General features: G+C 61.5%; 28 protein-coding genes. 16 read left to right on the top strand and 12 right to left on the bottom strand.

The window, feature by feature from the left end:
* Positions 1-20: 20 nt before the first annotated feature.
* The 7 genes from sfsA to panC all read left to right on the top strand — a co-directional run bounded on the left by sfsA (position 21) and on the right by panC (position 6439).
* Positions 21-764 (top strand): DNA/RNA nuclease SfsA, encoded by a 744-nt coding sequence (sfsA, locus tag ACB033_RS21215; protein ID WP_017780529.1) that lies wholly within the window; start codon positions 21-23, stop codon positions 762-764.
* 119 nt (positions 765-883) lie between these two features.
* Positions 884-1333 (top strand): RNA polymerase-binding protein DksA, encoded by a 450-nt coding sequence (gene dksA, locus ACB033_RS21210; protein ID WP_005304459.1) that lies wholly within the window; start codon positions 884-886, stop codon positions 1331-1333.
* Between the two features lie 113 nt (positions 1334-1446).
* The gene (gene gluQRS / locus ACB033_RS21205) at positions 1447-2364 is read left to right on the top strand and encodes a tRNA glutamyl-Q(34) synthetase GluQRS (RefSeq protein ID WP_371140729.1); all 918 of its coding nucleotides are present in this window, start codon (positions 1447-1449) and stop codon (positions 2362-2364) included.
* 221 nt (positions 2365-2585) lie between these two features.
* Entirely contained in the window at positions 2586-4085 is a 1500-nt protein-coding gene (gene pcnB, locus ACB033_RS21200; RefSeq protein ID WP_371140728.1) for a polynucleotide adenylyltransferase PcnB, read from the top strand.
* A gap of 11 nt (positions 4086-4096) precedes the next feature.
* On the top strand, positions 4097-4606 hold the full coding sequence (folK, locus tag ACB033_RS21195) for a 2-amino-4-hydroxy-6-hydroxymethyldihydropteridine diphosphokinase (RefSeq protein ID WP_371140732.1): 510 nt from the start codon (positions 4097-4099) through the stop codon (positions 4604-4606).
* Positions 4603-5397, top strand: a complete 795-nt coding sequence (gene panB / locus ACB033_RS21190) for a 3-methyl-2-oxobutanoate hydroxymethyltransferase (RefSeq protein ID WP_005304470.1) — start codon at positions 4603-4605, stop codon at positions 5395-5397. Before folK ends, panB begins: the two co-directional genes overlap by 4 nt.
* Before the next feature lie 184 nt (positions 5398-5581).
* Complete coding sequence (panC, locus tag ACB033_RS21185; protein WP_139726215.1) at positions 5582-6439, top strand: pantoate--beta-alanine ligase; 858 nt, start codon at positions 5582-5584, stop codon at positions 6437-6439.
* A 64-nt stretch (positions 6440-6503) separates the two neighbouring features.
* On the opposite strand, the gene ACB033_RS21180 is transcribed toward panC, so the two are convergent.
* The 3 genes from ACB033_RS21180 to ACB033_RS21170 all read right to left on the bottom strand — a co-directional run bounded on the left by ACB033_RS21180 (position 6504) and on the right by ACB033_RS21170 (position 7981).
* Positions 6504-7031 (bottom strand): rhodanese-like domain-containing protein, encoded by a 528-nt coding sequence (locus ACB033_RS21180; protein ID WP_042007043.1) that lies wholly within the window; start codon positions 7029-7031, stop codon positions 6504-6506.
* Between the two features lies 1 nt (position 7032).
* The gene (locus ACB033_RS21175) at positions 7033-7482 is read right to left on the bottom strand and encodes a MauE/DoxX family redox-associated membrane protein (protein ID WP_139726214.1); all 450 of its coding nucleotides are present in this window, start codon (positions 7480-7482) and stop codon (positions 7033-7035) included.
* Positions 7483-7573: 91 nt separating this feature from the next.
* Positions 7574-7981, bottom strand: a complete 408-nt coding sequence (locus ACB033_RS21170; RefSeq protein ID WP_054543439.1) for a hypothetical protein — start codon at positions 7979-7981, stop codon at positions 7574-7576.
* A gap of 247 nt (positions 7982-8228) precedes the next feature.
* Between ACB033_RS21170 and ACB033_RS21165 the strand changes: the two genes are divergently transcribed.
* Complete coding sequence (locus tag ACB033_RS21165; protein WP_139726213.1) at positions 8229-10340, top strand: hypothetical protein; 2112 nt, start codon at positions 8229-8231, stop codon at positions 10338-10340.
* Positions 10341-10396: 56 nt separating this feature from the next.
* Here ACB033_RS21165 and ACB033_RS21160 read toward each other — a convergent pair whose 3' ends face one another.
* From ACB033_RS21160 to hpt, 6 genes are all read right to left on the bottom strand, one after another.
* Positions 10397-10654, bottom strand: a complete 258-nt coding sequence (locus ACB033_RS21160) for a DUF3343 domain-containing protein (RefSeq protein WP_139726212.1) — start codon at positions 10652-10654, stop codon at positions 10397-10399.
* Positions 10651-11433 (bottom strand): acyl-CoA dehydratase activase, encoded by a 783-nt coding sequence (locus ACB033_RS21155; RefSeq protein WP_095593401.1) that lies wholly within the window; start codon positions 11431-11433, stop codon positions 10651-10653. The genes ACB033_RS21160 and ACB033_RS21155 overlap by 4 nt, the downstream gene beginning before the upstream one ends.
* A gap of 9 nt (positions 11434-11442) precedes the next feature.
* Positions 11443-12594 carry a double-cubane-cluster-containing anaerobic reductase gene (locus ACB033_RS21150; protein ID WP_139726211.1) on the bottom strand — a complete coding sequence of 384 codons (1152 nt, stop codon included), beginning with the start codon at positions 12592-12594 and terminating at the stop codon, positions 11443-11445.
* A gap of 233 nt (positions 12595-12827) precedes the next feature.
* Positions 12828-13601 carry an ABC transporter permease gene (locus ACB033_RS21145; RefSeq protein WP_005304632.1) on the bottom strand — a complete coding sequence of 258 codons (774 nt, stop codon included), beginning with the start codon at positions 13599-13601 and terminating at the stop codon, positions 12828-12830.
* Positions 13598-14515 carry an ABC transporter ATP-binding protein gene (locus tag ACB033_RS21140; RefSeq protein WP_139726210.1) on the bottom strand — a complete coding sequence of 306 codons (918 nt, stop codon included), beginning with the start codon at positions 14513-14515 and terminating at the stop codon, positions 13598-13600. The genes ACB033_RS21145 and ACB033_RS21140 overlap by 4 nt, the downstream gene beginning before the upstream one ends.
* A gap of 111 nt (positions 14516-14626) precedes the next feature.
* Entirely contained in the window at positions 14627-15157 is a 531-nt protein-coding gene (gene hpt / locus ACB033_RS21135) for a hypoxanthine phosphoribosyltransferase (protein WP_005304637.1), read from the bottom strand.
* A gap of 200 nt (positions 15158-15357) precedes the next feature.
* On the opposite strand from hpt, the gene ACB033_RS21130 reads away from it, so the two are divergent.
* Positions 15358-15972, top strand: a complete 615-nt coding sequence (locus ACB033_RS21130; protein WP_005304640.1) for a TetR/AcrR family transcriptional regulator — start codon at positions 15358-15360, stop codon at positions 15970-15972.
* Between the two features lie 73 nt (positions 15973-16045).
* On the opposite strand, the gene ACB033_RS21125 is transcribed toward ACB033_RS21130, so the two are convergent.
* Positions 16046-16657, bottom strand: coding sequence for a flavin prenyltransferase UbiX (locus ACB033_RS21125; RefSeq protein WP_139726209.1), 612 nt, complete (start codon positions 16655-16657; stop codon positions 16046-16048).
* A complete protein-coding gene (mpl, locus tag ACB033_RS21120) occupies positions 16654-18024 on the bottom strand; it encodes a UDP-N-acetylmuramate:L-alanyl-gamma-D-glutamyl-meso-diaminopimelate ligase (protein ID WP_005304646.1) in 1371 nt (456 codons plus the stop codon). Before mpl ends, ACB033_RS21125 begins: the two co-directional genes overlap by 4 nt.
* Positions 18025-18203: 179 nt before the next feature.
* Between mpl and ppa the strand changes: the two genes are divergently transcribed.
* Complete coding sequence (gene ppa / locus ACB033_RS21115) at positions 18204-18734, top strand: inorganic diphosphatase (protein ID WP_005304649.1); 531 nt, start codon at positions 18204-18206, stop codon at positions 18732-18734.
* A 25-nt stretch (positions 18735-18759) separates the two neighbouring features.
* Here ppa and ACB033_RS21110 read toward each other — a convergent pair whose 3' ends face one another.
* Positions 18760-19122 carry a hypothetical protein gene (locus tag ACB033_RS21110; RefSeq protein WP_162519965.1) on the bottom strand — a complete coding sequence of 121 codons (363 nt, stop codon included), beginning with the start codon at positions 19120-19122 and terminating at the stop codon, positions 18760-18762.
* A gap of 124 nt (positions 19123-19246) precedes the next feature.
* On the opposite strand from ACB033_RS21110, the gene ACB033_RS21105 reads away from it, so the two are divergent.
* The 6 genes from ACB033_RS21105 (at position 19247) to ACB033_RS21080 (ending at position 23858) form a co-directional block, all read left to right on the top strand.
* The gene (locus ACB033_RS21105; RefSeq protein ID WP_019840510.1) at positions 19247-20125 is read left to right on the top strand and encodes a hypothetical protein; all 879 of its coding nucleotides are present in this window, start codon (positions 19247-19249) and stop codon (positions 20123-20125) included.
* A 258-nt stretch (positions 20126-20383) separates the two neighbouring features.
* Positions 20384-20926: a YtfJ family protein gene (locus ACB033_RS21100; RefSeq protein WP_010636247.1), complete on the top strand. Its 543-nt coding sequence runs from the start codon at positions 20384-20386 to the stop codon at positions 20924-20926.
* Positions 20927-20970: 44 nt separating this feature from the next.
* Positions 20971-21261 carry a hypothetical protein gene (locus ACB033_RS21095; protein ID WP_139726207.1) on the top strand — a complete coding sequence of 97 codons (291 nt, stop codon included), beginning with the start codon at positions 20971-20973 and terminating at the stop codon, positions 21259-21261.
* A 35-nt stretch (positions 21262-21296) separates the two neighbouring features.
* Positions 21297-21923 (top strand): DUF2796 domain-containing protein, encoded by a 627-nt coding sequence (locus ACB033_RS21090; RefSeq protein WP_371140727.1) that lies wholly within the window; start codon positions 21297-21299, stop codon positions 21921-21923.
* 4 nt (positions 21924-21927) lie between these two features.
* Positions 21928-22617: an ABC transporter ATP-binding protein gene (locus tag ACB033_RS21085; protein ID WP_017780513.1), complete on the top strand. Its 690-nt coding sequence runs from the start codon at positions 21928-21930 to the stop codon at positions 22615-22617.
* Entirely contained in the window at positions 22611-23858 is a 1248-nt protein-coding gene (locus ACB033_RS21080; RefSeq protein ID WP_139726205.1) for an ABC transporter permease, read from the top strand. The genes ACB033_RS21085 and ACB033_RS21080 overlap by 7 nt, the downstream gene beginning before the upstream one ends.
* Positions 23859-23869 lie beyond the last annotated feature (11 nt).

The raw sequence follows: 23869 nt of genomic DNA, 5'->3' as shown, positions 1-23869 counted from the left end.
TCGATTAAGAGAGCCATTCCATGATCTTCGATCCCCCCCTGCAATCCGGGCAGCTGGTCGCCCGTTACAAGCGCTTCCTGACCGACGTGCGGCTCGACAACGGCGAGGTGATCACCATCCACTGCGCCAATACCGGCGCCATGACCGGCTGCGCCGAGCCGGGTACCCGGGTCTGGTACTCCACATCAAGCAACCCCAAGCGCAAGCTGCCCCACAGCTGGGAGATCGCCGAGAGCCCGGCCGGTCACTTCATCTGCGTCAACACGGCCCGCGCCAACCAGCTGGCCCGGGAGCTGATCGAGCAGGATGCCCTCGCCCCGCTGCGCGGCTATGCCCGGCTGCGCACCGAGGTGAAATACGGCGAAGAGAACAGTCGCATCGATCTGCTGCTGGAAGATGACCACCTGCCTGCCTGTTATATCGAGGTGAAATCGGTGACCCTGCTCGACGAGCGGGAGCAAGCCGGCATGGGCTACTTCCCCGATGCGGTAACCACCCGTGGCGCCAAGCACTTGCGTGAATTAATGGCCATGAAGGCGGCAGGGCACAGAGCCGTGCTGTTATTTATGGTTTTGCACTCAGGAATCGTGAGAATGCGCCCGGCAGCGCATATAGATCCGCACTATAGTCTGCTTATTGAGCAAGCAATTGCGGCAGGGGTTGAAATTTTATGCTATCGACCCCATGTTGGGGTGCAGAGCATGGTGGCACAAGATTTTATCCCGTTTGAATCTTGTCACCTGCTACCCGAGGGCAGCGAATAAATGTTGGAGTGGGTAACATTATTGGTACGGCTTGTTTGCCTCCAAGTTACCCTTCTGCTATAGATGTCGCCCTCAATTTATGGATGGCACGGGTAGCGTGCTGAATTAGGAGACAGGGCATGCCAACAGGCGAAAACAGGAAATCTCTGGGCCCCCTGGCCATTGCGGGTGTGGCGCCTTACCAGGAAAAACCGGGTGAGGAGTACATGAATGACCAACAAAAGGCACATTTTCGCAAGATCCTGGGAGCCTGGCGCAACCAACTGATGCAGGAAGTTGACCGCACCGTTGACCACATGAAGGATGAGGCTGCCAACTTTCCGGATCCAGTGGATCGCGCCGCGCAGGAAGAAGAGTTCGCGCTGGAACTGCGTACCCGCGACCGCGAGCGCAAGCTGATCAAGAAGATCGAGAAGACCTTGCTGCTGCTCGAAGACGACGACTTCGGTTACTGCGAACACTGCGGCATCGAGATCGGCATCCGCCGTCTGGAAGCCCGTCCGACCGCCGACCTCTGCGTTGACTGCAAGACACTGGCCGAGATCAAGGAAAAACAGATGGCCGGTTGATACCGACCTCTGGCATGACACAAAAAAGGGAGCTCGTGGGCTCCCTTTTTTATTGAGCTTTTGGCCGGGTCGTCCCAGAATGCTGCCTCAATGCCTTTTTTATCCGAATGACCATGTCCGTGAATGCCACCCCGTCATCCCCGCCCCTCCCTTATATAGGCCGCTTTGCCCCCTCCCCTTCGGGTCCGCTCCACTTCGGCTCCCTGATTGCGGCGCTCGGCAGCTTTTTGCAGGCCAGGGCACAACAGGGGCACTGGCTGGTGCGCATCGAAGATATCGATCCGCCGCGGGAGATGGCTGGAGCCGCCGACCTTATCCTCAAGACCCTTGAGGCCCATGGCCTCGGGTGGGATGGCGAGGTGATGTATCAGAGCCGGCGTCACACCCGCTATGACGAGGTCATCGAGCAGCTCTATCGGGCCGGCGATCTCTACTGGTGTCGCTGTACCCGGCGCGAAATCATGGCGAGCGGCGGCTTTTACAACGGCCACTGCCGCACCCTCGGCCTGAGCGCAGAGGGCTGCGCCGCCCGCCTGCGCCAGCATCACCCGGTCTACGACTTCGAGGATGGCCTGCAGGGTCATATCGCGGTACCGGCGGCGCTGGCCGAGGAGGATTTCATCGTGCGCCGGCGCGATGGCCTCTATGCCTACAACCTGGCGGTGGTGGTGGACGATATGGACTGCGGCATCACCGAGATAGTGCGCGGCGCCGACCTACTGGAGCCGACGGTGCGCCAGATTGCCCTCTACCAGACCCTGGGCGCCCCCGTGCCCGCCTGGGTGCATCTGCCGCTGGCGGTGCAGGCCGACGGCAACAAGCTCTCCAAGCAGAATCACGCACCCGCGCTGGCACAGGACGAGGTGCGCCCGGCCCTGTGGCGAGCACTGCACTTCCTAGGTCAATGTCCGCCCCCCGAGCTGATGGCGAGCCGGGTGGACGAGATCATCGACTGGGGCATAAGCCACTGGCAACTGGCCAAGGTGCCCGCCAGCGAGAAGATTGCGCTGACAGCAGGCGTAAACGAATAGACAGTTGGGGGGATTTGGGTGTGAATCAACGCGGTTTGCGGTGATTTAGCCGGAATAATCCGAGTCAAACGGGATCAATTGCCGTCACGGTTTTTCATTTGGTTAGACGTGAGTTATTGAATAGACCGCTATTTTTGGCGGCAATCCTGATTCAAACGGGATCAATTGCCAGCACGGTTTTTCATTTGGTTAGGCGTGAGCTATGATAGGCCGCTATTTTTTTGGCCTCCCGTCAATTTGAAGTCATAACGAGGTGTACCATTTTTTCCCAGATCGCAAACTTTTGCCGCAAGGTGCTCGGCAAGGAAGACGGCGAGCAGTCGGTGGAGTCCCCCATTCCGGCCCGTGTCGCCGGGCAACGTCGTACCTTAAGCCGTGACCAGCACCCGATTTCGCGCAAAGAGATCAGCGAGAATGCACTCAAGGTGCTCTATCGCCTGAACAAGGGCGGCTACGAAGCCTACCTGGTCGGCGGCGGGGTACGGGATCTGCTGCTCGGGAAGACGCCCAAGGATTTCGACATCGCCACCGATGCGACGCCGGAGCAGATCAAGTCACTGTTCAGCAACTGCCGCCTGATCGGCCGCCGTTTCCGGCTGGCCCACATCGTCTTTGGTCGTGACGTGATCGAAGTGGCCACCTTCCGCGGTCACCACCATCAGGTCAATACCAGCAAACATGTGTCGGCCCAGTCCGATGAAGGGATGCTGCTGCGCGACAACGTCTACGGCACCATCGAAGAGGATGCCGAGCGCCGCGACTTTACCGTCAACGCCCTCTACTACAGCGCCAAGGATTTCACCCTGCACGATTTCGAGGGCGGGCTGGAAGACCTGGCCGAGCGCAAGCTGGAACTCATCGGCGACCCCGAGACCCGCTACCGCGAAGATCCGGTGCGGATGCTGCGCGCCGTGCGCTTCGCCGCCAAGCTGGACATGACCATCAGCCCGCGCACCGCCGCCCCCATCAAGGAGCTGGCACCGCTGCTGCAGGATATTCCGGCGGCCCGCCTGTTTGAGGAGACCCTCAAGCTGTTCCTGGCCGGCGATGCCCTGACCACTTACAAGCTGCTGCGCGAGTACGGTCTGTTCCAGCAGCTGTTCCCGCAGGTAGCCGCGCTGTTCACTCCGCACGGCAACTCGCCCTACGAGCAGTTCATCGAGCAGGCGCTGATCGATACCGACACTCGCGTTCGTGAAGAGAAGCGCGTCACCCCCGCCTTCCTCTACGCCACCCTGTTGTGGGGCTGCGTCGAGGCCCGCGGCCGGGTGCTGGAGAACGAGAGCGGCCTGCCCTGGTATGACGCCTTCATGCTGGCGATCAACGAGGTGCTGGACAACCAGGTGCGGATCATCGCCATCCCGCGCCGTTTCACCACAGATGTGCGCGACATCTGGGCCCTGCAGCAGCGGCTGACCCGCCGTCAGGGCCGCCACCCCGAGCGCGCCATGGAGCATCCCAAGTTCCGTGCGGCGTTCGACTTCCTGCTACTGCGCAACCGGGTCGAACGCGGCCTGGGCGAGCTGGCCAGCTGGTGGGAACGCTACGTGGAGTCCAACCCGGACGTGCGCCCGCAGCTGCAACGGGAAGCGACTCGCCGCCCGGCCAGCGGTGAGCGCGGTCAGAGCGGTGCGGCCCGCAGCAACGATGGCGAGAAACGCAGCAGCAACAGCCGCAACCGTCGTCGCCCCCGTCGTCGCAAACCGAAAGCGGCAGAGTGACAACAGACGTGATGACCGAGGTCTTCGTCGCCATCGGCTCCAACCTGGCCGACCCCGTCGGCCAGGCTCGCCGCGCCATCGTCGCGCTGGCGACCCTGCCGGATTCCGTGCTGGTGCAGGCCTCGTCGCTTTACAGCAGCCGCCCCATGGGCCCTGCTGATCAACCGGACTACGTCAATGCCGTGGCCCGGCTCAACACCCGGCTGGCGCCGCTGGCGCTGCTGGATCAACTGCAAAAAATCGAGCTGGAACAAGGACGTGTGCGCAAGGATGAGCGGTGGGGGCCGAGAACCCTAGATCTCGATCTGCTGCTCTATGGCGATCAGGTGATCAACACTGAGCGCCTCATCGTTCCCCATTACGGCATGCAGGAGCGGGAGTTCGTGCTGCTGCCCCTAGCCGAAATCGCGCCCGCTCTGGTGCTGCCCTGCGGCACGCCGCTCGCACAACTGGTTGCCCGCTGCCCGCGCAATGGTCTTGCCATCATTGCCGCAAGTGCAGACGAACAGGAGCCTCTATGAGCAAGATCACCACCACCAACCTGCTGAAGATGAAGCAGGAAGGCCAACGAATCACCGCCATCACCGCCTATGATGCCACCTTTGCCAAGCTGTTCGACGACGAGGGCGCCCACGTGCTGCTCATCGGCGATTCGCTGGGCATGGTGCTGCAGGGTGGCCAGGACACCCTGGCGGTCAACATGGACGAGATGGTCTATCACACCCGTTGCGTGGTGCGCGGCACGACCAATGCCCTGGTGGTGAGCGACATGCCGTTCATGAGCTATGCCACCCCCGAGCAGACCTATCAGAATGCCGCCCGCCTGATGGCAGCTGGCGCCCGCATGGTGAAGATGGAAGGGGGTGACTGGCTGTGCGACTCCATCCGCCATCTGACCCGCAACGGCGTGCCGGTGTGCGGCCACCTCGGCCTCACCCCGCAGTCCGTGCACGTGTTTGGCGGCTTCAAGGTGCAGGGGCGCGACGAGTTCCAGGCCCAGGAGATCTACCGTCAGGCCCTCGAGCTACAGGCTGCCGGCATCCAGCTACTGGTGCTCGAGTGCGTACCCACTTCGCTGGCAGAGCGCATCAGCAAGGCGCTGCGCATTCCGGTGATCGGCATAGGTGCCGGCCCGGCCACCGACGGCCAGATCCTGGTGATGCACGACGCCTTCGGCATCACCTCCGGCTATGTGCCCAAGTTCACCAAGAACTTCCTAGCCGAGACCGGCGACATGCGTGCCGCCATTCGGCTCTATGTGAAGCAGGTGAGCGAAGGGACCTTCCCGGGCCCGGAGCACTGCTTCAACTGATGTGATGCCGTGACGAGAGCGGGGGTCTGCGCCCCCGTTTCGCCCTCCGGGGCAGAGTGAGCCCCCTCTTTTGATGATTCATCCCAAGGTAACCGCCGATGATGATGCCGCGCGTTGACACTTCGCGCTTATCCGCACGGGCTCCTGCCCGCCTCTCTTTGATCTTTTCGAAGGTGAACAGTTGATGTTGGTCGTTAACAATCCCGCCGCTCTGCGTGAACAGATCGGCCAATGGCGCCGTGAAGGGCGCGCCATCGCATTCGTGCCCACCATGGGCAACCTGCATCAGGGCCACCTTACCCTGGTGAAGGAGGCGCACAGCCACGCCGAGAAGGTGGTGGTCAGCATCTTCGTCAACCCGATGCAGTTCGACAAAGCCGAAGATCTCGCCAACTACCCGCGCACCCAGGAGCAGGATTGCGCCGTGCTGGAGGCGGCCGGGGTGGACATGGTGTTCACGCCGACCCCGGAGATCATGTATCCGCAGGGGCTGGCCAGCCAGACCTTCGTCGAGGTACCGGGCCTCTCCGGTCTGCTGGAAGGAGCGCTGCGTCCGGGTCACTTCCGCGGCGTCAGCACCGTCGTCACCAAGCTGTTCAATCTGGTGCAGCCTGACGTGGCCTGCTTCGGCCAGAAGGATTACCAGCAGCTGGCGCTCATTCGCAAGATGGTGGCCGACATGGCGATGCCCATCGAGATCGTCGGCGTGCCCACTGTACGGGCCGAAGACGGGCTGGCACTCTCCTCGCGCAACGGCTACCTGACCGCCGCCGAGAGATCTATTGCCCCTGAGCTCGCGCGCACCATGAACTGGATCGCCGAGCAGATTGAAGCAGGTGACCACCACCTGCCCTCCCTGGTGGCCCAGGCCAGCCTGCGCCTCGACAAGGCCGGTTTTCGGACCGACGCCATCGACATCGTCGATGCCGCCACCCTGGAAGCGGCCACCGACGAGAGCGAGCAGCTGGTGATCCTGATGGCGGCGTATCTCGGCAAGGCCCGCCTCATCGACAACCGGGTGGTGGCGCTGGCCCGCCCCTGAGTCACTGCGCCACTGACAACAAAGCCCGCATGTGCGGGCTTTGTTGTATCTGAGCACTTCCTGCCTACTCGGCGCTGATCGGGTAACCCGCCCCTTTCCAGGCGAAGATGCCGCCCGGCACCCGATAGACCTGCTGATACCCCTGAGTGACCGCCCAGGCTGCCCCGTTGTGGCTGCGGCCACACTTGACGAAGCCGCAGTAGAACACCACGGGCCGGGTCTTGTCGTCTCCCAGCAGGGCCAGCAGCTGCTCGGGCGTGCCGCTCCCCTCGACGATCTGGCTCCAGTCATCACCTGATTTGGCCTCCTTCACGAAGGCAAAATTCCTGGCCCCCGGAATGTGCTCCTTCTTGTAGGAGTCCTCGAACGGCATGGTGTCGATGATCACCAGCGCCTCGCCTTTATCCATCCGGGTTTTCAGCTCGGCCACGGTCAGCAGCTGATAGCCACCCTGTTGGGTCTCCTGGGAGAGCTGTACCGCCGCCTGCTCCAGCTTGGTCTCCTGCTCGAACTGGTTGTCGCCACAGCCACCGAGGGCAAAGCTGGCCGCAATCAGCGAGGCCATCAGGGTGCGGGATTGCAATCTCATCATGTCACTGCTCCTTTGAAACGGTAAAAACGGGGCGGGAGTGACGCAGCAAGGCGCCCGCAAGCGTCAACAGCAGCAGATCCCGCAAGAGGGCCTGTGGCAGCGAGCCGAGATCAGCCCTGCCAAGACAGCCGCAAGAGATGTCGAGCCCGATGGCGATGCCATAGCCCAACACCGGAATGAACAGGGCGAGCAGCCCGATCACCAGCCACAGTCCCCAGCGCCGGTTGGCGATGACCGCCACGCCTGCGCAGAGCTCCAGCCCGATAAGCCCCCAGACGGCAAGGGGAATGAACGGCGACCAGAGCAGACCGAAGGCGCCGATCTGCTCGGCGAACAGGTCCGGCGCAGCCAGCTTGAACCCGGCGGAGGCGACGAAAAATCCCCCCAGCGCCAACCTGGCCAGCCCCCACAGACAAACGGCCACAGACCACCTCTTTATGGATAGGCGCATATTCTATCAACCACAGATGGGGTCGCAATGACCTGGCTCAGGAACTACGACAAATCCGATTGTTGCTGACTTCGAACCGGTAAGGCAGTGGTTACACCCGTATGCTGCCAGCTTGCCTGGCTGCTGGTTCATCCTCCTGAGACTGCCCCCGATCGTACTGGTGGGCCAGCAGCTCGGCAGCAAGCTCAACGGCACGCTCCAGCAATATCAGCAGGCGCTCCAAAGTCAGGTGATCGAGCCACTCGCGGGTCCATATAAGGGTTTCACCCTGTTTGGTCTGGTCCAGTAGAAAGGCCGGTTCGTCACCAAGATGATTGAGCAGGGGAGCATTGGGCATGGCGTGGCCCGGCAACAACAGATAGATCACCAAGTGTCCCTCATCCTCTGCCAGCGTCAATACCAACTCTTCGTTGATGGCGAGGGTGGTGACGGACTGGCCGCTGGCAGGCAAGGGCAAACCCAGTTCGGTAAAGAGGGCGGAGATGAGAGCGTGATACATGAATGAATCTCAGATTAGGGGAGAGAAGGACACCCTATGTGGTCGGCCAGTTGCTGCTTATCACCTAAGGCCAGCTTTTTTTAGGTTAGTGTCGGCTGAGGGGCAAGATATGCCGGAATTGTGAGCTGGCAGGCATCTTTAAAGGGGCTGTCCGAATCCTAAAAAAGGGGGGCCGAGAGTGACAGGGGAGAATGTCGGGCAGGCGTAGGCTGAAGATATCCCCCCTTTCCAAGTCAGGATCACTGCCATGCCCGAAATGAGAATTGCACCACAGGATTTGAATGCTGCTCGCACTCAGCCCAACGGGGACGAACCAGCCCAGCCGGCAACGGCACACCTTGGCAACGTCCGATTGCGACTGCTGGATGCCGGCAACCGTGAGTTCGAACGTGGTATCCGTCGCGGGATCGGCCACATGCAGAGCCATGAACTCAAAGCGGTCAAACAAGCTGTACGCCAGTACCAGAATGGAAAGACACCTTCATTGGCCGGGCTGACCAAGATCGAGCAGGCGCTACAGTTCTGGATCGATTCAGGCAAAAACCGCTCCCGCCAGCAGGATCCCGTGCTGAAACAACTGGTGGCCGACATTGCCGCCCGTCGTCAGGCGTTGGGACAAACAGGAAGCGCCCCTTCGTTCCAGCTGTCCTGGCTCTGTAACGCACAGGGATTGGTCAATCAACCCATTGAGAGCAACCAGAAGATCCGCCAGTGGTGCAGTGAACTCGCCGGCCTGCAGAAGGAGGGAGCACACGATCTGTTCCACCACGAGCTGCAAAGGGGACTCGACCTGATGTACGGAGTGAGCGAGACCATGACGGCACGGCGGCTGGAGCGGGCTCCCACTCGGGAGGAAGTCGTCGACAGCCATGAGTGGAAGTGCTTCTGCGGCCTCTTGCGGGATCGCTTCCCTGCCGAGCTGACGCTCAAGCCGCAGGCCACCGCCGAGGAAAATGGTCGCGATATCCTGCTGACTCACAGCCAGTTGCTGGAGCTGACCCACCTCAAGGAGGTGTTGGCCCTCAGTATGGAGCAGAAAGTAAGTCAACAGGGAGAGATAGGCCTGCTTCGAACCGAGCTGCTGACGGCACTGGTCGATGGCCTGGATGAGCCCTGGCTTGAACGCGAGGCTCAGGATAAAGCACTCTGGCAGAGAGAGGGTAAGTCAGAAAAGCACTACCAGACCGGTGGGCGGGCCGAGATCAAGAGCCCGCTAGAGACTGCCGGCAAGGAGCTTAAACCGGGCGAGCCAATGAGCCAGAAAGCCTTCAGCGGGCTTGGTCTGGTAAGCGCCAGTGCGCTGGTAGAAGCCTTCGCCAAAATCGAGATCGGCAAGTGGGAAGGTAGCCGTGATACTCCTGTGGGCGAGTTTAGCGGCAAGGTAGCACTGACACAGGAGAACAAGGCGAGTGCCAAGGCCGAGCTGGTGGTGGGCAAGGCGGAAGGTTCACTGGCATTCAACCCAGCTACCCGCATCCTGAGTGAAACCGACGGTGATCGCTACAAGCCAGGCCCTCATGATGTGAGCCTGCTACGCATCGGCGCCAGTGCCGAACTGGTAAGCAAGCTGGGTCTCTCGGCCGAAGCCAGCTGGACGGTGGGCAATCTGCTCAACCTCAAGTTGGCAGGTACTGCCGAGGCTGGGATCAATGCCAAGCTGGAGGCGGGAACGGCGGCAATTATGACGCCGGCGGGCCCGATCCTGAGCGCCACAGCCAATGCTTCGGCTTTTGCCGGCCTCAAGGCAGAAGGCACTGCCCAGCTCAATCTGCTCAAGAGCCAGTATGCCGATGCCTATAGTCTCTCGGCCAAGGTGCGAGCATCAGCCAATGTTGGCGTCGGGGCATCGGCCGGAGCTACCGCGGCAATCGGACCTCAGGGGGCTAAACTCCATACCTCCCTCGGCGTGACGCTGGGGATAGGGTCTGATGTGGGCTGGGAAGGCAGCGTCAACGCCATGGCGACCAAAGCCTATGCACTGGAGCTGGCGGCCCGCGCGGTGAATGCCTTTGATCAGCGCAAAGGGGAGATGCTTGAGGGGCTGGCGATGGCTTCCGGCAACGACCACCGCCTCTTCGAGCTGGCTCAGCGAGTCGAAAGCCGGATCGACACACTCACGTCACAGCTTGACGAGTTGCAACTGGCAACCAGTGCAAACCGGATCAGGATGCAGGAAAGCCTTATCGATCCCGATATCGCCGCAGGCCGCAGCGCCATGGCCCAGGCCATCGATGACACCTTCGGGCTTGAGCGGGTCGATGAGCATGGGATAGTCACCGTGCCGGAGCGGGCAATTGAGCGCAATGAGAAACTTGAACTCACCGCCCGGTTGCTCAAGGAGCATGCCATCAAGGTATAACGGTCCGCTAATGACAATGAACAAGAGGAGCTACCGCACGGGAGCCCCTCTGCTCTTCAGGTGATGGGATAACGGGCCAGTTCGCAATACTCACCGTCTTCGTCACAGCGAAAGACGGCGGCGGTTTCGCCGCGCTGGCACCACTGCTGCCACTCCTCGGGCGGGCAGTGCAGGCGGATGGCGAGGCCGCAGCCGGCGCTGAGCCGGCGCGGTACGTCGCAGACCCGAAACGGGTGGGGCTGCTGCTCCAGCCGCTTGCGCAGCCTGACCGTGCCGAGGGTGGAGTGGAACAGGTAGAGGAACTCTGTGTTCATGATTTGCCTCCCGTGCGGGCACGGGCACCGAACAGGGCCGCCCCCAGCGCGCCGGCAAACTGGGCGTCCGGGTGGGTGGCCACGTCGCAGCCCAATCCTTGCGCCAGATAGTGGCGGAAGGTGGCGCAGTGGCTGACGCCGCCGGTAAAGAGCACTGTGGGTCTGGCGCCGAGGCGGCCGATGAAGTTGGCACTGCGCCTGGCCATGGATCGGACGATGCCGGCCAGGATCGACTCGGCGGGAATGCCCGCCGAGCGCAGGCTGATCGCCTCCGACTCGGCAAACACGGTGCACATGCTGCTGATGTCGTGGGGTTCGGCTCCTTGCAGCAGCTCGTCGAGTTGTTCGACCCGCGCCCCCAGGGTACGGGTGATCACCTCGAGAAAGCGGCCGGTGCCGGCGGCGCACTTGTCGTTCATCAGAAAGTCGGTGAGGTTGCCCTCGCCATCGAGCTGGATCACCTTGCTGTCCTGACCGCCGATGTCGATGACGGTGTGCACCGACGGACAGAGCAGGCGCGCCCCCAGCCCATGGCAGGAGATCTCGGTGACCCGCCGATCGGCGAATGACGCCAGATCGCGGCCATAACCGGTCAGGGTCAGATGGGGGCGCTCTGGCAAATCGGCCGAGAGCGTCTCCCAGCCTTGCTCGATGGCGGCCAGCGGGCGAAAGGGGGTCGGCACCAGAAAGCGGCGGACGATACGCCCGCCCTCCCTGTGGTCGAACAGGATCCCCTTGGTTGCACTGGAGCCGGAGTCAATCCCGATGGTGAGTGACACGGCGCCTCCTCACAACATCTCGATAAAGGCCGCCAGCCGGGTGGCCAGCTGTCCCTTGTCGGCGCTGGAGTAGTCGGTCTCCACCGCCATGTAGGGGATGCCGTGGCGTTCGCGCACGTGGCGCTTGATGGCCAGCGACTCCACCGCATAGGTGTGACAGGCCTGCAGGATCACGTCGATCACCCCGTCCGCCTGATACTCCTCCACCATCTGGCTCAGCAGATTCATGCGCTGGTGGTTGGGGGAGATGCAGGAGCAGCCGATGGCCAGATACTTGTCGGTCAGCGCATCGAACGGATCGCCCTCCTCGCTGACGCACTGCTCGGTCGCCTTGGCGCCAGTGCAGTTCTCGTAACCCACCACCCAGCCACCGTGCTCCTCGATGAGGCGCACCACCTTGTCGGCCGCGCCGCCAATGGGGCAGCCGGTGATGAGGATGCGCGGGCGGGCATCGAGCCGCTTGCCCTCGGCATAGTCGGCCTTGATGCGGCGAGTCATCTCCTGCAGCTCGCTGATGAGCTGCTCCTTGTCGAAGCGGAAGGTGGCGCCATAGACCACCTTGAGGATGTCGGTGCCGCTCAGCGCCGGCGGGTTGAGCTGACCCAGCCGATAGAAGTCGGCCAGCGCACGGCGCTCGCGGTTCTTCAGCACGATGGCGTCGCGCAGCGCCTGCTCGCTGATGGGATTGCCAAACTGCTGCTCCAGCAACTCCTTGAAGCGGACGATTTCGCTGCGCCACAGGGTGCGGGAGGCCTCGTCATCGGCGCTGTTGGGCAGCTGCATCACGTGCACCGGTTTGAACTCGGCCATGTACTCGTACATCTTCTTCTTGCCGTCGCAGGTGGTTTCCCCCACCACCAGATCGGAGAAATAGAAGTAGGGGCACTTGTCGGTCTTGCCAAACCCGTAGCTGCTCTTGATCAGCGGGCAGAGGTTGCGGGGCAAGTCTTTCTCGGCCTCCTCTATGGTCTCGTCGCTGGTGGAGCAGAGCGATACCACCACGGCACCGGCGGCCATCGCCACCTCTTGCGGCATGAAGGTGCAGTAGGTGCCGACCAGGGGGATCTGTCGCTCCTTGAGTGCCATCACGGCCAGAAAGCCCTGCCGGCGGGCATCTGAAAAACTGTCAAAAATGGCTGGCAACTCGGTGATCAGTGACATAGGCGATCCTGCCCTGGTGAGAAAAAGAAGAGACGGAGGGCCCCTATTGTGCAGACCTTCCAACCGCGGGAATTATACCTTTGGGGGTAAGTTGAAAAGTGCGGTGGATCACAAGGTGCCGGATAAAACCTTGATAAGCAGGAGGTTATTAACCCTGTTCGAGAGGGGGTCGGAGTAGAAGAGAAAACAGAGGCAACAAAAAACGGGCACCGAAAGGTGCCCGTTACATTGCATCAGTGGCGCAGCCCGGTGCCGCGGGAGATGAGCCACCAGGCCAGACCGTAGAGGGCCACGATGAAGCCGATGATGATGAGATAGGCGGTGCCGAGCGGCACGTCGGAGATCCCGAGGAAGCCGTAACGGAACGCGTTCACCATGTAGATGATCGGGTTCACCTGGGAGACCCCCTGCCAGAAGGGCGGCAGCAGGCTGATGGAGTAGAAGACCCCGCCCAGGTAGGTGAGCGGCGTCAGCACGAAGGTGGGGATGATGCTGATGTCGTCGAAGGTCTTGGCAAACACCGCGTTGATGAGGCCGCCCAGCGAGAAGAGGATGGCGGTCAGCAGCACGGTGAAGCAGACGCTGAACAGGTGGTGGATCTGCAGCGGCACGAAGAACAGCGACACCAGGGTGACGATGAGGCCGACACAGAGGCCGCGCGCCACACCGCCGCCGACATAACCGGCGATGATGACGTAGTTGGGCACAGGCGCCACCAGCAGCTCCTCCACGTTGCGCTGGAACTTGGCGCTGAAGAAGGAGGAGGCGACGTTGGAGTAGGAGTTGGTGATAACCGACATCATGATGAGGCCGGGCACGATGAACTCCATATAGCTGAAGCCCCCCATGTCACCGATGCGGCCGCCGATGAGGTTGCCGAAGATGACGAAGTAGAGGCTCATGGTGATGGCAGGCGGCACCAGGGTCTGGATCCAGATCCGGGTGAAGCGGCTGATCTCCTTGGCCAGAATGCTCTTGAAGGCGATGTAGTAAGTGGTCAGGTTCATGCTTTTCTCCCCTCCTCGACCAGGCTGACGAACAGCTCTTCCAGCCGGTTGGCCTTGTTGCGCATGCTCAGTACCTGCACCTGCTGGCTCGACAGCTGATCGAACAGGCTGTTGAGGGACTGGCTCTTGTCCAGATCCACCTCCAGGGTACGTTCGTCCTGCATGCGGCCGTTGAACTCCGGCAGGTTCGGCACGGCGGAGCCCGGCGCCAGATCCAGCATGAAGGTCTCGCGGCCCAGCTTGCCCAGCAGCTTCTTCATGCTGGTGTTCTCGATGAGGCGCCCTTTGTCGATGATGCCGATGTTGCGACACAGCATCTCCGCCTCTTCCAGATAGTGGGTGGTGAGTATGATGGTGACGCCCTGCTCGTTGAGATCCTTGAGGAAATTCCACATGGAGCGACGGATCTCGATGTCCACCCCGGCGGTCGGCTCGTCGAGGATCAGCAGCTTGGGCTCATGCATCAGGGCGCGGGCAATCATCAGCCGGCGCTTCATGCCGCCGGAGAGGGTGCGGGCCGGCATGTCGCGCTTGTCCCACAGGTCGAGCTGGCGCAGGTACTTCTCGGCACGGATCTTGGCCTCGGCTCGCGGCACGCCATAGAAGCCGGCCTGATGGGTGACGATCTGGATCACCTTCTCGAACTGGCTGAAGTTGAACTCCTGTGGCACCAGCCCGAGCTGGGCCTTGGCCTCTTCCAGGTGAGTGTCGATGTCGTAGCCGAACACCTTCACCTTGCCGGCACTCTTGTTCACCAGCGAGCTGATGATGCCGATGGTGGTGGACTTGCCCGCCCCGTTGGGGCCGAGCAGGGCGAAGAAATCCCCCTGTTTGACAGAGAGATCAATGCCTTTAAGGGCTTCGACGCCCCCCTGATAGGTCTTCTTCAGGCCGCTGATTTCCAGTGCGTTCATTGCAACCCCTGTGATGGCTCATCCCATCTCGAGACAGAAAAGGCGGCCAAGGCCGCCTGCAGACAGAAAATGGCGCTCTGCCACCTTGCCCGTCATATTCCTGAACCTTGCTTACTCTTGCGGTATTACCTTGCCGATGAACGGCAGATTGCGGTACTTCTGGGCATAATCGATGCCGCAGCCCACCACGAATTCATCCGGAATGGAGAAACCGATCCAGTCCACCGGCACCTGCACTTCACGGCGGGACGGCTTGTCCAGCAGGGTGCAGATGGCCAGGGATTTCGGCTCGCGCAGAGAGAGGATCTCGCGCACCTTGTTGAGGGTGTAGCCGGTGTCGATGATGTCTTCGACGATCACCACGTCCTTCCCTTTGATGTCGTCATCCAGGTCTTTGAGGATGCGCACGTCACGGGTGCTGTGCATGCCGGAGCCATAGCTGGAGGCGGTCATAAAATCCAGGGTGATGGGCAGCTGGGTCTGGCGGCACAGGTCGGCCAGGAAGACGCAGGAGCCGCGCAGCAGGCCGATCATGACCACTTCATCAGAGCCCTGGTAACGGGCGGTGATCTCTTCACCCAATTTGGCGATCCGGGCGGCGACTTCAGCCTCGGAGATCATCACCTCGACAGTGTGTTTCATCACTTACTCCATAATGGCCAAAGCAAATTTGGCCGTTCATTAACGTCAAAACCGATGATTCTACCATTCAAGCCGAAGGGCGTCAGGCATACGTGATGCTTTTATCGGCTTATTTTAATTGATAGAGTTAGCAGGCCCTCGGGCATTATCGGTGACAATACTATAAACACCATAATCAATAACTATTAGATGAAAAAACTATGGAACCACGCGCAGAAATTAGACGTCGAACCCGGCTTTCGCCGGAGGCCCGACGCAATCAATTGATGGAATGTGCCATCGAGGTGTTCTCCCGTCGCGGCATCGGCCGTGCGGGTCACGCCGAAATCGCAGAACAGGCCAAGGTCTCGGTTGCTACCGTGTTCAACTATTTCAACACCCGTGAAGAGCTGGTGGATGAAGTGTTGGCCGAGATCGAACGTTTCGTGCATCAGATGCTGGAACAGGCCTACTCCGGCCAGGGCCCGGTCAGCGACAGCATTCGCCGCCACGTGAAGCTGTTTGTTGACGCCGCCTACGATCAGCCTGACCACGCCAGCATCTGGCTGGAGTGGAGCTCATCGGTGCGGGAAGAGGTCTGGCCCCGTTACGCCAAGCTGCTGGACAAGGCTCTGGAGCGCATTGCACCTCACCTGCAACGCGCCATGGATGCCGGCGAGATCCAGAGCGTGCTGTCGGCGCAGGATCTGGCCCGCTCCCTGACCGGCTTCGGCTACGTCATGATGCAGATGATCAATCAGCCACAACGCCCGAGCCGGGAAGAGGTGACCGATTTTCTGTTCAAGTACGTAACCGCCCCCATCCAGGCAGCCTAATCCGCTCCAGCAAAAAAGCGGCGCCGAACTGTTCAGGTCGGCGCCGCTTTTGTTTGTCCGCTATCCGCTCATCTCACCCTTTGTCGTAGCCCCAGCGGCGGGTCAGTGCGTGCTCGATCCCCAGATGATCGAGGATCCGCGCCACCATGAAGTCCACCAGATCCGCGATGCTTTTTGGCTCATGATAAAAGCCCGGCGCCGCCGGCATGATGGTCACGCCAAGGCGGGCCAGTTTCAGCATGTTCTCCAGGTGGATCGCCGAGAAGGGGCTCTCGCGGGGCACCAGAATGAGCTGGCCACGCTCCTTGATCACCACGTCCGCCGCCCGCTCCAGCAGGTTGTCGGAGGTGCCGTTGGCAATGGCCGAGACGGTGCCCATGGAGCAGGGGCAGACCACCATCTGCTTGGGCGCTGCCGAGCCCGAAGCCACCGGCGAGAACCACTCCTCCTTGCCACAGGCGACGATCTGCCCCTCCTTGGCGCCATATTGGCGACAGAGGTAGGCAGAGAGCTCTTTTGGCGAGCCCGGCCACTCCTGCTGCTGCTCGGTCTTGAGCACCACACGAGCCGCCGAGGAGGCGAGCAGATAAACCCGATAGTCCGCCTGCACCAGGCATTCCAGCAGGCGCAGGGCATAGGGGGCGCCGGAGGCACCGGTCAGCGCCAGGGTGATCGCTTTGTTCATAGCTGGCCGTGATAGTCCTTGAGGCGGGCGATCAGCTTGTCATGAATGCCGCCGAAGCCGCCGTTGCTCATGATCAGAATATGATCGCCATCGCGGCACTCGGCCACCAGCCGGTTGATCAGGGTCTCCAGATCGTTGAACACCTTGGCCGGTCGGGTCATGTGGGCGGTCACCTCGCCGAGATCCCAGCCGATGTTGGGCGGCTGGAAGAAGAACACCTCGTCGGCGCCGTCGAAGCAGCCAGCCAGCTCTTCCTTGTGCACTCCCAGCTTCATGGTGTTGGAGCGGGGCTCCAGCACCGCCAGGATGCGGGCCTTGCCCACCTTGGCACGCAGGCCGCCGAGGGTGGTTTCAATGGCGGTGGGGTGGTGGGCGAAGTCGTCATAGATGCTGATGCCGGCCACTTCCCCCTTGAGCTCCATCCGCCGCTTGGGAGACTTGAACTGGCAGAGGGCCGCAATGCCGTGCTCCACCATGACACCGGCATGGCGGGCGGCGGCGATGGCCATCAGGCCGTTGTTGACGTTGTGCTCGCCGATGCACTCCCAGTGCACCTCGCCCTGCTTCACCCCATCCAGCCACACCTCGAAGGCAGAGCCGTCGTCGGCCAGCTTGACCGCCTTCCACTTGGCATCGTCCTGACCCACCAGCTCCACTTCGCTCCAGCAGCCCATCTTGCGCACGGCGGCCAGGTTCTCGTCCCCCTTGGGGAAGAGCACTCGACCGTTGCTCGGCACGGTGCGCATCAGGTGGTGGAACTGACGCTGGATGGCGGCGAGATCTGGGAAGATATCCGCGTGGTCGAACTCCAGGTTGTTCATCACCAGGGTACGCGGGTGGTAGTGAACGAACTTGGAGCGCTTGTCGAAGAAGGCGCAGTCATACTCGTCCGCCTCGATGACAAAGAAGGGAGCCGAGCCGAGACGGGCGGAGACCGGGAAGTTGCCGGGCACGCCGCCGATGAGGAAACCGGGCTCCAGCTTGGCGTATTCCAGTACCCAGGCCAGCATGCTGGCGGTGGTGGTCTTGCCGTGGGTGCCGGCGACGGCCAGCACCCAGCGATCCTGCAGCACGTGTTCCAGCAGCCACTGGGGGCCGGAGATGTAGGGCAGATTGCGATCCAGCACATACTCCACACAGGGGTTGCCGCGGCTCATGGCGTTGCCGACCACCACCAGATCCGGCGCCGGATCGAGCTGGGAAGGATCGTAGCCTTCGGTCAGTTCGATGCCCTGTTGCTCGAGCTGGGTACTCATGGGGGGATAGACGTTGGCGTCAGAGCCGGTGACCCGATAACCAAGCTGTTTTGCCAACACCGCCAGACCACCCATGAAGGTGCCGCAGATCCCGAGAATGTGAATATGCATACCGCTTCCTTTCGCAGTAAAGGGAAGTGCGCATTCTAACAAGGTGACGGCAATTTGGCAGACCCAAGCTGCACGGTATCCACCAACTCTGTCGCAGTGGCCCTGAAATATGGTCATTTGACGCGACATCGCTATAATATCGGCCTGCAAACTTGACTCCAACACTCAAAGGAAACGTCATGAGCCTGAATCTGGTACCGGCTGGCAAGAGCCTGCCCGACGACATCTACGTCATCATCGAAATCCCGCAGAACGCCGACCCGATCAAATACGAAGTCGACAAGGACAGCGGTGCCATCTTCGTTGATCGCTTCATGTCTACCCCGATGTTCTATCCGTGCAACTACGGCTACGTGAACGCCACCCTGTCTCTGGATGGTGATCCGGTTGACGTGCTGGTTCCGACTCCCTACCCGCTGCTGGCCGGCTCCGTCATTCGCTGCCGCCCGGTTGGCGTGCTGAAGATGACCGACGAATCTGGCGAAGACGCCAAGATCGTGGCCGTTCCGCACTCCAAGCTGACCAAGCAGTACGACCACATCCAGGATGTGAACGATCTGCCCGAGCTGCTGCGCGCCCAGATCCAGCACTTCTTCGAGCGCTACAAAGAGCTGGAAGCTGGCAAGTGGGTCAAGGTTGAAGGCTGGGGCGACAAGGCCGCTGCCGAAGCAGAGATCAAGAGCTCTGCCGAGCGTTACGCTGCCAAGTAAGCGTAACCTTCGTGAAAAAGGCGCCTCAGGGCGCCTTTTTCACGGGCTGTTGCTGGGGCTGACCCGGCGTCACACCGCTGGGATCCCCCTGTATATAGATGTCACGTCCATCCTGCTGATAAGGCCGATAGTAATTCCCCCCGCAGCGATAACTACCGCCAGCATCGCTCATCAGCTCGCAGTTCACCGGCAGCACCTCCAGCCACTTGATGGCCTGCTGAAAGCGCAGCCACTCCTGCCACTCATGTTTCTTCGCCAGCTTGTCGCGCAGGGCAAAGGTATCCGCGCTGGACATTCCCTGGTTGACGATGACAGGCCCCGCCGCGGCCGGCAGCGTGGCCAACAGCAGCAACAAGGGTGTGATTCGCTTCATGACGGTTTCCTGCATGACTTATTTCCAGAATTAAATTAAAAGCCCGATCAATCTGTTATCAAAATCACAAATGCCGGACTCATCCAAAATCGGCCAGCTCACCTAGTTGTTTATTATCACCCCGAGCAGGATGCACATCATGAAACTGGCACAAGGTCTGTTGTTGAGTCTAGTGTTCGCGTCCATGGCCGGGGCCAACGAGGTCACCCTGAGCTGGCAGTGGCAATCGAGCGACGGTCAGCAGAAGCATCTGCAACTGAACGCAGACGAGCGGGTCATCGCCGCCAGCCGCCACGAGATGACCCTGCTCGATGCCTCCCTCAACTATCCGCTGGAGACCCTCTACTCCTACATCAGCCCGCGGCTCTACAACAGCATCAACCTTATCAATCAGACCAGCCCGGAGACTGCCACCAAGTTTCGCAATCTGGAGCAGGCCTTCACCCTGCACGACGACAGCATGGAGTCGACCCTGTTTTGGCAGGCCTATCAGCAATATCAGGACGACGCCTTCTATCAGATGCGGGTGGTGCCCTGCGTTCACCCCGCCAACCGCAAGCTGCCCTGCGTGCGCCCCAACTATTCCCAGCTGTTCTACCAGTTCAAAGGTGACCTGAGGCCCCTGGCGAAACAGTTCCTGGCCAAGGATCTCGCCACCAGCGTCGGCCTGCTGCAGGAGTGGCTGAGCGGCATTCCCACTCCGCCCGAGCAGATGGACCACTTCGCGCCGCCGCTGCAAGCCTTGCAGAGCAACAAGGCGGACAGTGACGAGAAGGCACTGTTGATGGCAAGCCTCTTGGCCGAGCTGGCCCCCCAATACATGCTCAGCATCATCTACCCGAACATCAGCATTGGCAGCGTCTCGCCAGCCTGGCTGGCCATCACCGCCGACAGCGGCCTGAAAGGGGATACAGTGGTGATCGGCAATCAGCGCCACATTCTGCTGACCGGCTCTCCCCTGCTGGCCCAGCAGATGACCATGGCCAAGATCCCGCTGGTGAGCGAACCGCTCTACTGAGGCCTATCCCCTTCCTCAAGTCTGGCTGCAGAGCGCGGCCAGACTCCTCAAACCAGTTTATAAGCAATTGATTTTTATTGACTGCGTGCCATCCTGGCCGCCTTTGTCCGCCAGCCCCCGTGCTGGCGGGCAGTCGAACACCTCAATGCCGGCTTTTATTTAACACTTTTTAAACAGATCCGATCAGTTTAGGATGAGTTCGGCCCCATTCCCTCAATGCAAAAATCGTTATAACATAACAAAAGGAGTGTCATCAGGATGAAACATCTCGTACTTACTCTGGCGCTGCTGCCAACGCTGGCCCTGGCTCACAACATCAAGGAGTCGGCCCAGGTGCCGCTGGTCAACATCGGCGACAAGGGTGAGCTGGTACTGAAAGAGAAAGAGATCGGCTATCAGCCCTGGCAAAGCAAGGTACTGACCGGCAAGGTCTTTCTGATCCAGCACATCGCCGGTCGCTCCAGCGCCAAGGAGCTCAACGCCCCCATGATCGAAGCGATCAAGGCGGCCAAGCTGCCCCACGACAAGTATCAGACCGTCACCATCATCAACAGCAATGACGCCATCTGGGGCACCTCCGGCTTCGTGAAGAGCAGTGCCGAAGACAGCAAGAAGGAATTCCCCTGGTCCGCCATGGTGCTGGATGCCAAGGGCATGGCCCGCAACGCCTGGGATCTGGCGCCGGAAAGCTCGGCCATCATCCTGCTGGACAAAGAGGGCAAGGTGCTGTTCGTCAAGGACGGTCAGCTCGATGCCAACAATATCGCTACCGTGATGGGGCTCATCCAGTCCCATCTCTAAGCCAGAGAAAAGGGGCGCTGATGGCGCCCCTTTGATAGGGGTCTATGGGTCGTACCAAGCTGAAAATCTGGTTGCTGCTGCTGGGCTGGTTGTGGTTGCAACCGGTGCTGGCACAGCATCCGCTGGAAGCCGACCTGCCCGGCCACAACCACGCCTGCGTCCTCTGCGCCCTGCATCTGGATGGCAAGCTGGCACTCACCCCAACCCCGGTCATCCCCTCTTCACAGGTCGTCATCGGCAAGCTACTTGACGCAGCCTTGCCCAATCCTCATGCCACCCCCTCAGGCCAGTGCCGCATCCGCGCGCCGCCACTGCTTCATCGCTTATCCGGCTAAATCCATTTTTCAATAAATTTTTCAAAGGATTAACGATGAAAGCAGTCACCCTGTTACTGGCGGCCGCCGCATTTGGCGTGCAGGCAAACCACGATGAACACGACAGTCACGGCCACGGTGCCCACGAACACGGCCACGGCCACCTCAACCTGGTGCTCGACGGCAACCAGCTGATGATCGAGCTGCAGGCCCCCGCCGCCGATCTGGTGGGCTTCGAGCACGCCGCCAAGAGCGATGAAGAGAAGGCGCAATACGCCAAGGCCGTGGCCCAGCTCAAGCAACCCGATGCCCTGCTGCGCTTCGACCCGGCCGCCGGCTGCACGCTGACCCAGCAGGCGTTGCAGGCCGCCAAGGAAGATCACGACCATGACCATGACCATGACCATGACCATGACCATGACCATGACCATGACCATGACCATGACCATGACCACCAGAAGTCTGACGGCAAGCACAACGAACACCAGCACGACGATGCCGGTCACGCCGACATGGGTGCCATGTACACCTACACCTGCGCGGAGCCAGCCAAACTGACCGGGCTGGAAGCCACCCTGTTCAGCGTCTATCCGAGCCTGGAGAAGCTGAGCGTGCAGGGCATCCTGCCCAGCGGCCAGACCGCGGCCGAGCTGACCCCCTCCGCCAACAAACTGAGCTGGTAACGCCATGAAAAATGCCGTGGTTGAGATCCGCGATCTGGCCTTTGCCTGGCCGGGTCACGAGGTTGTACTCGATCTTCCCGCCCTCACCATCGGCGAGGGGGAACGGGTGTTCATCAAGGGACCGTCCGGTTCGGGCAAGTCGACCCTGCTCGGCCTGCTGGCCGGGATCCAGACCGCCAACCACGGCACCCTGGAGGTGCTGGGCCAACCGCTGGCCCGGCTCTCTGGCCGGGCCCGTGACCACTTCCGGGCGGCCAATCTGGGTTACATCTTCCAGCAGTTCAACCTGCTGCCGTTTTTATCCGTGCAGGACAACGTCACCAGCGCCCTCACCTTCTCCCCCGAGAAGCGGGCCCGGCTGCAGGGCAGCCCGGCCGACGAGGCGCGCCGCCTGCTGCGGGAATTGCAACTGCCCGAGGAGGCGCTGCACAGGCCAGTCCATGCCCTCAGCATCGGCCAGCAGCAGCGGGTGGCCGCCGCCCGCGCGCTGATCGGCTCGCCGCCGCTGGTGATCGCCGACGAGCCCACCTCGGCGCTCGATACCGACAACCGGGCCGCCTTCATCAAGCTGCTGTTCGAGGAGTGCGACAAGCAGGGCTCGACCCTGGTCTTCGTCAGCCACGACCCCTATCTCGAGCCGCTCTTCCCGCGGGTGGAAAACCTGCAACAACTGAACAGGAGGGCAACATGCTGAAACTCGCCCTGCAAAGCCTCTGGGCCCGCCGCCTCACCGCCGGGCTCACCCTGCTGGCGGTCGCCATCAGTGTCACCCTGCTGCTCGGGGTGGAGCGAGTGCGCAATCAGGCGCGCGAGAGCTTCGCCAACACGGTGTCGGGCACGGACCTCATCGTCGGCGCCCGCTCCGGCCAGGTGAACCTGCTGCTCTACTCGGTGTTTCGCATCGGCAATCCCACCAACAACGTGGGCTGGGATGCCTATCAGGCCATCAAGAACCAACGCGGCATCGCCTGGACCATCCCGCTTTCCCTTGGTGACTCCCACAAGGGGTTTCGAGTGCTTGGCACCAATGGCGACTACTTCACCCACCTCAAATATGGCCAGCAGCAGGCACTGGTCATGCGCGAAGGGCGAGCATTCGAGACGCCGTTCGAGGCGGTACTCGGCGCCCAGGTGGCAGAGAAGCTCGGCTATCACCTGGGACAGTCCATTGTCATCGCACACGGCGCCGGCAATACCTCGTTCAGCCAGCACGACAACCTGCCGTTCAAGGTGGTGGGGATCCTGGCACCGACCGGTACCCCCATCGATCGCACCATCCACGTGCCGCTGGCCGGCATCGAGGCGATCCACCTGGGCTGGGACACCGGCCGTCACAGCAAGAACGTGACTGCCGAACAGGCGCTGGCACAGGATCTCACCCCCAAGACCATCACCGCCTTCATGGTGGGGCTCAGCAACCGGATCCTGGCGTTCCAGCTGCAGCGCAGCGTCAACACCTACCGGGGAGAGCCGCTGATGGCGATCCTGCCGGGGGCCGCCCTGCAGGAGCTGTGGAGCCTGATGAGCGTGGCGGAGACGGCGCTGTCGGTGATCGCCGGCTTCGTGGTGGTGGCAGGCCTCATCGGCATGCTGACCACCCTGCTGGCCGGCCTCAACGAGCGGCGCCGTGAGCTTGCCATCTTGCGCTCCCTCGGCGCCGGCCCCTCCCACCTGTTCCTGCTGCTGGCGCTGGAGGCGATGGCCCTCACCACTGCCGGCATCGCGCTCGGGGTGGCCGCGCTCTACCTGGGCCAAGCCCTTGCCACCCCCTGGCTGCTCGGTCACTATGGCCTGCAATTGAGCCTGGGGCTGCCAAGCGCCCACGAGTGGCAACTGCTGGGGCTGGTCTGGCTGGCCGGCATGGTGATAGGCCTGTTGCCCGCCGCCCGCGCCTATCGCTACAGCCTGAGCGATGGCATGAGCATTCGCGTCTAGCCAGGCGCCCA

The sequence above is a fragment of the Aeromonas sp. S15(2024) genome, assembly GCF_041402265.1.
Lineage (GTDB): Bacteria > Pseudomonadota > Gammaproteobacteria > Enterobacterales > Aeromonadaceae > Aeromonas > Aeromonas dhakensis.
The sequence above is the reverse complement of the archived record's forward strand: the minus strand, read 5'-3'. Positions and strand labels throughout refer to the sequence as shown.

Coding starts and splice junctions, on each gene's coding strand:
- sfsA (WP_017780529.1), top strand. CDS start 21: ATGATCTTCGATCCCCCCCTGCAATCCGGGCAGCTGGTCGCCCGTTAC.
- dksA (WP_005304459.1), top strand. CDS start 884: ATGCCAACAGGCGAAAACAGGAAATCTCTGGGCCCCCTGGCCATTGCG.
- gluQRS (WP_371140729.1), top strand. CDS start 1,447: ATGTCCGTGAATGCCACCCCGTCATCCCCGCCCCTCCCTTATATAGGC.
- folK (WP_371140732.1), top strand. CDS start 4,097: ATGACCGAGGTCTTCGTCGCCATCGGCTCCAACCTGGCCGACCCCGTC.
- panB (WP_005304470.1), top strand. CDS start 4,603: ATGAGCAAGATCACCACCACCAACCTGCTGAAGATGAAGCAGGAAGGC.
- panC (WP_139726215.1), top strand. CDS start 5,582: ATGTTGGTCGTTAACAATCCCGCCGCTCTGCGTGAACAGATCGGCCAA.
- ACB033_RS21180 (WP_042007043.1), bottom strand. CDS start 7,031: ATGATGAGATTGCAATCCCGCACCCTGATGGCCTCGCTGATTGCGGCC.
- ACB033_RS21175 (WP_139726214.1), bottom strand. CDS start 7,482: ATGCGCCTATCCATAAAGAGGTGGTCTGTGGCCGTTTGTCTGTGGGGG.
- ACB033_RS21170 (WP_054543439.1), bottom strand. CDS start 7,981: ATGTATCACGCTCTCATCTCCGCCCTCTTTACCGAACTGGGTTTGCCC.
- ACB033_RS21165 (WP_139726213.1), top strand. CDS start 8,229: ATGCCCGAAATGAGAATTGCACCACAGGATTTGAATGCTGCTCGCACT.
- ACB033_RS21160 (WP_139726212.1), bottom strand. CDS start 10,654: ATGAACACAGAGTTCCTCTACCTGTTCCACTCCACCCTCGGCACGGTC.
- ACB033_RS21150 (WP_139726211.1), bottom strand. CDS start 12,594: ATGTCACTGATCACCGAGTTGCCAGCCATTTTTGACAGTTTTTCAGAT.
- ACB033_RS21145 (WP_005304632.1), bottom strand. CDS start 13,601: ATGAACCTGACCACTTACTACATCGCCTTCAAGAGCATTCTGGCCAAG.
- ACB033_RS21140 (WP_139726210.1), bottom strand. CDS start 14,515: ATGAACGCACTGGAAATCAGCGGCCTGAAGAAGACCTATCAGGGGGGC.
- hpt (WP_005304637.1), bottom strand. CDS start 15,157: ATGAAACACACTGTCGAGGTGATGATCTCCGAGGCTGAAGTCGCCGCC.
- ACB033_RS21130 (WP_005304640.1), top strand. CDS start 15,358: ATGGAACCACGCGCAGAAATTAGACGTCGAACCCGGCTTTCGCCGGAG.
- ACB033_RS21125 (WP_139726209.1), bottom strand. CDS start 16,657: ATGAACAAAGCGATCACCCTGGCGCTGACCGGTGCCTCCGGCGCCCCC.
- mpl (WP_005304646.1), bottom strand. CDS start 18,024: ATGCATATTCACATTCTCGGGATCTGCGGCACCTTCATGGGTGGTCTG.
- ppa (WP_005304649.1), top strand. CDS start 18,204: ATGAGCCTGAATCTGGTACCGGCTGGCAAGAGCCTGCCCGACGACATC.
- ACB033_RS21110 (WP_162519965.1), bottom strand. CDS start 19,122: ATGCAGGAAACCGTCATGAAGCGAATCACACCCTTGTTGCTGCTGTTG.
- ACB033_RS21105 (WP_019840510.1), top strand. CDS start 19,247: ATGAAACTGGCACAAGGTCTGTTGTTGAGTCTAGTGTTCGCGTCCATG.
- ACB033_RS21100 (WP_010636247.1), top strand. CDS start 20,384: ATGAAACATCTCGTACTTACTCTGGCGCTGCTGCCAACGCTGGCCCTG.
- ACB033_RS21095 (WP_139726207.1), top strand. CDS start 20,971: ATGGGTCGTACCAAGCTGAAAATCTGGTTGCTGCTGCTGGGCTGGTTG.
- ACB033_RS21090 (WP_371140727.1), top strand. CDS start 21,297: ATGAAAGCAGTCACCCTGTTACTGGCGGCCGCCGCATTTGGCGTGCAG.
- ACB033_RS21085 (WP_017780513.1), top strand. CDS start 21,928: ATGAAAAATGCCGTGGTTGAGATCCGCGATCTGGCCTTTGCCTGGCCG.
- ACB033_RS21080 (WP_139726205.1), top strand. CDS start 22,611: ATGCTGAAACTCGCCCTGCAAAGCCTCTGGGCCCGCCGCCTCACCGCC.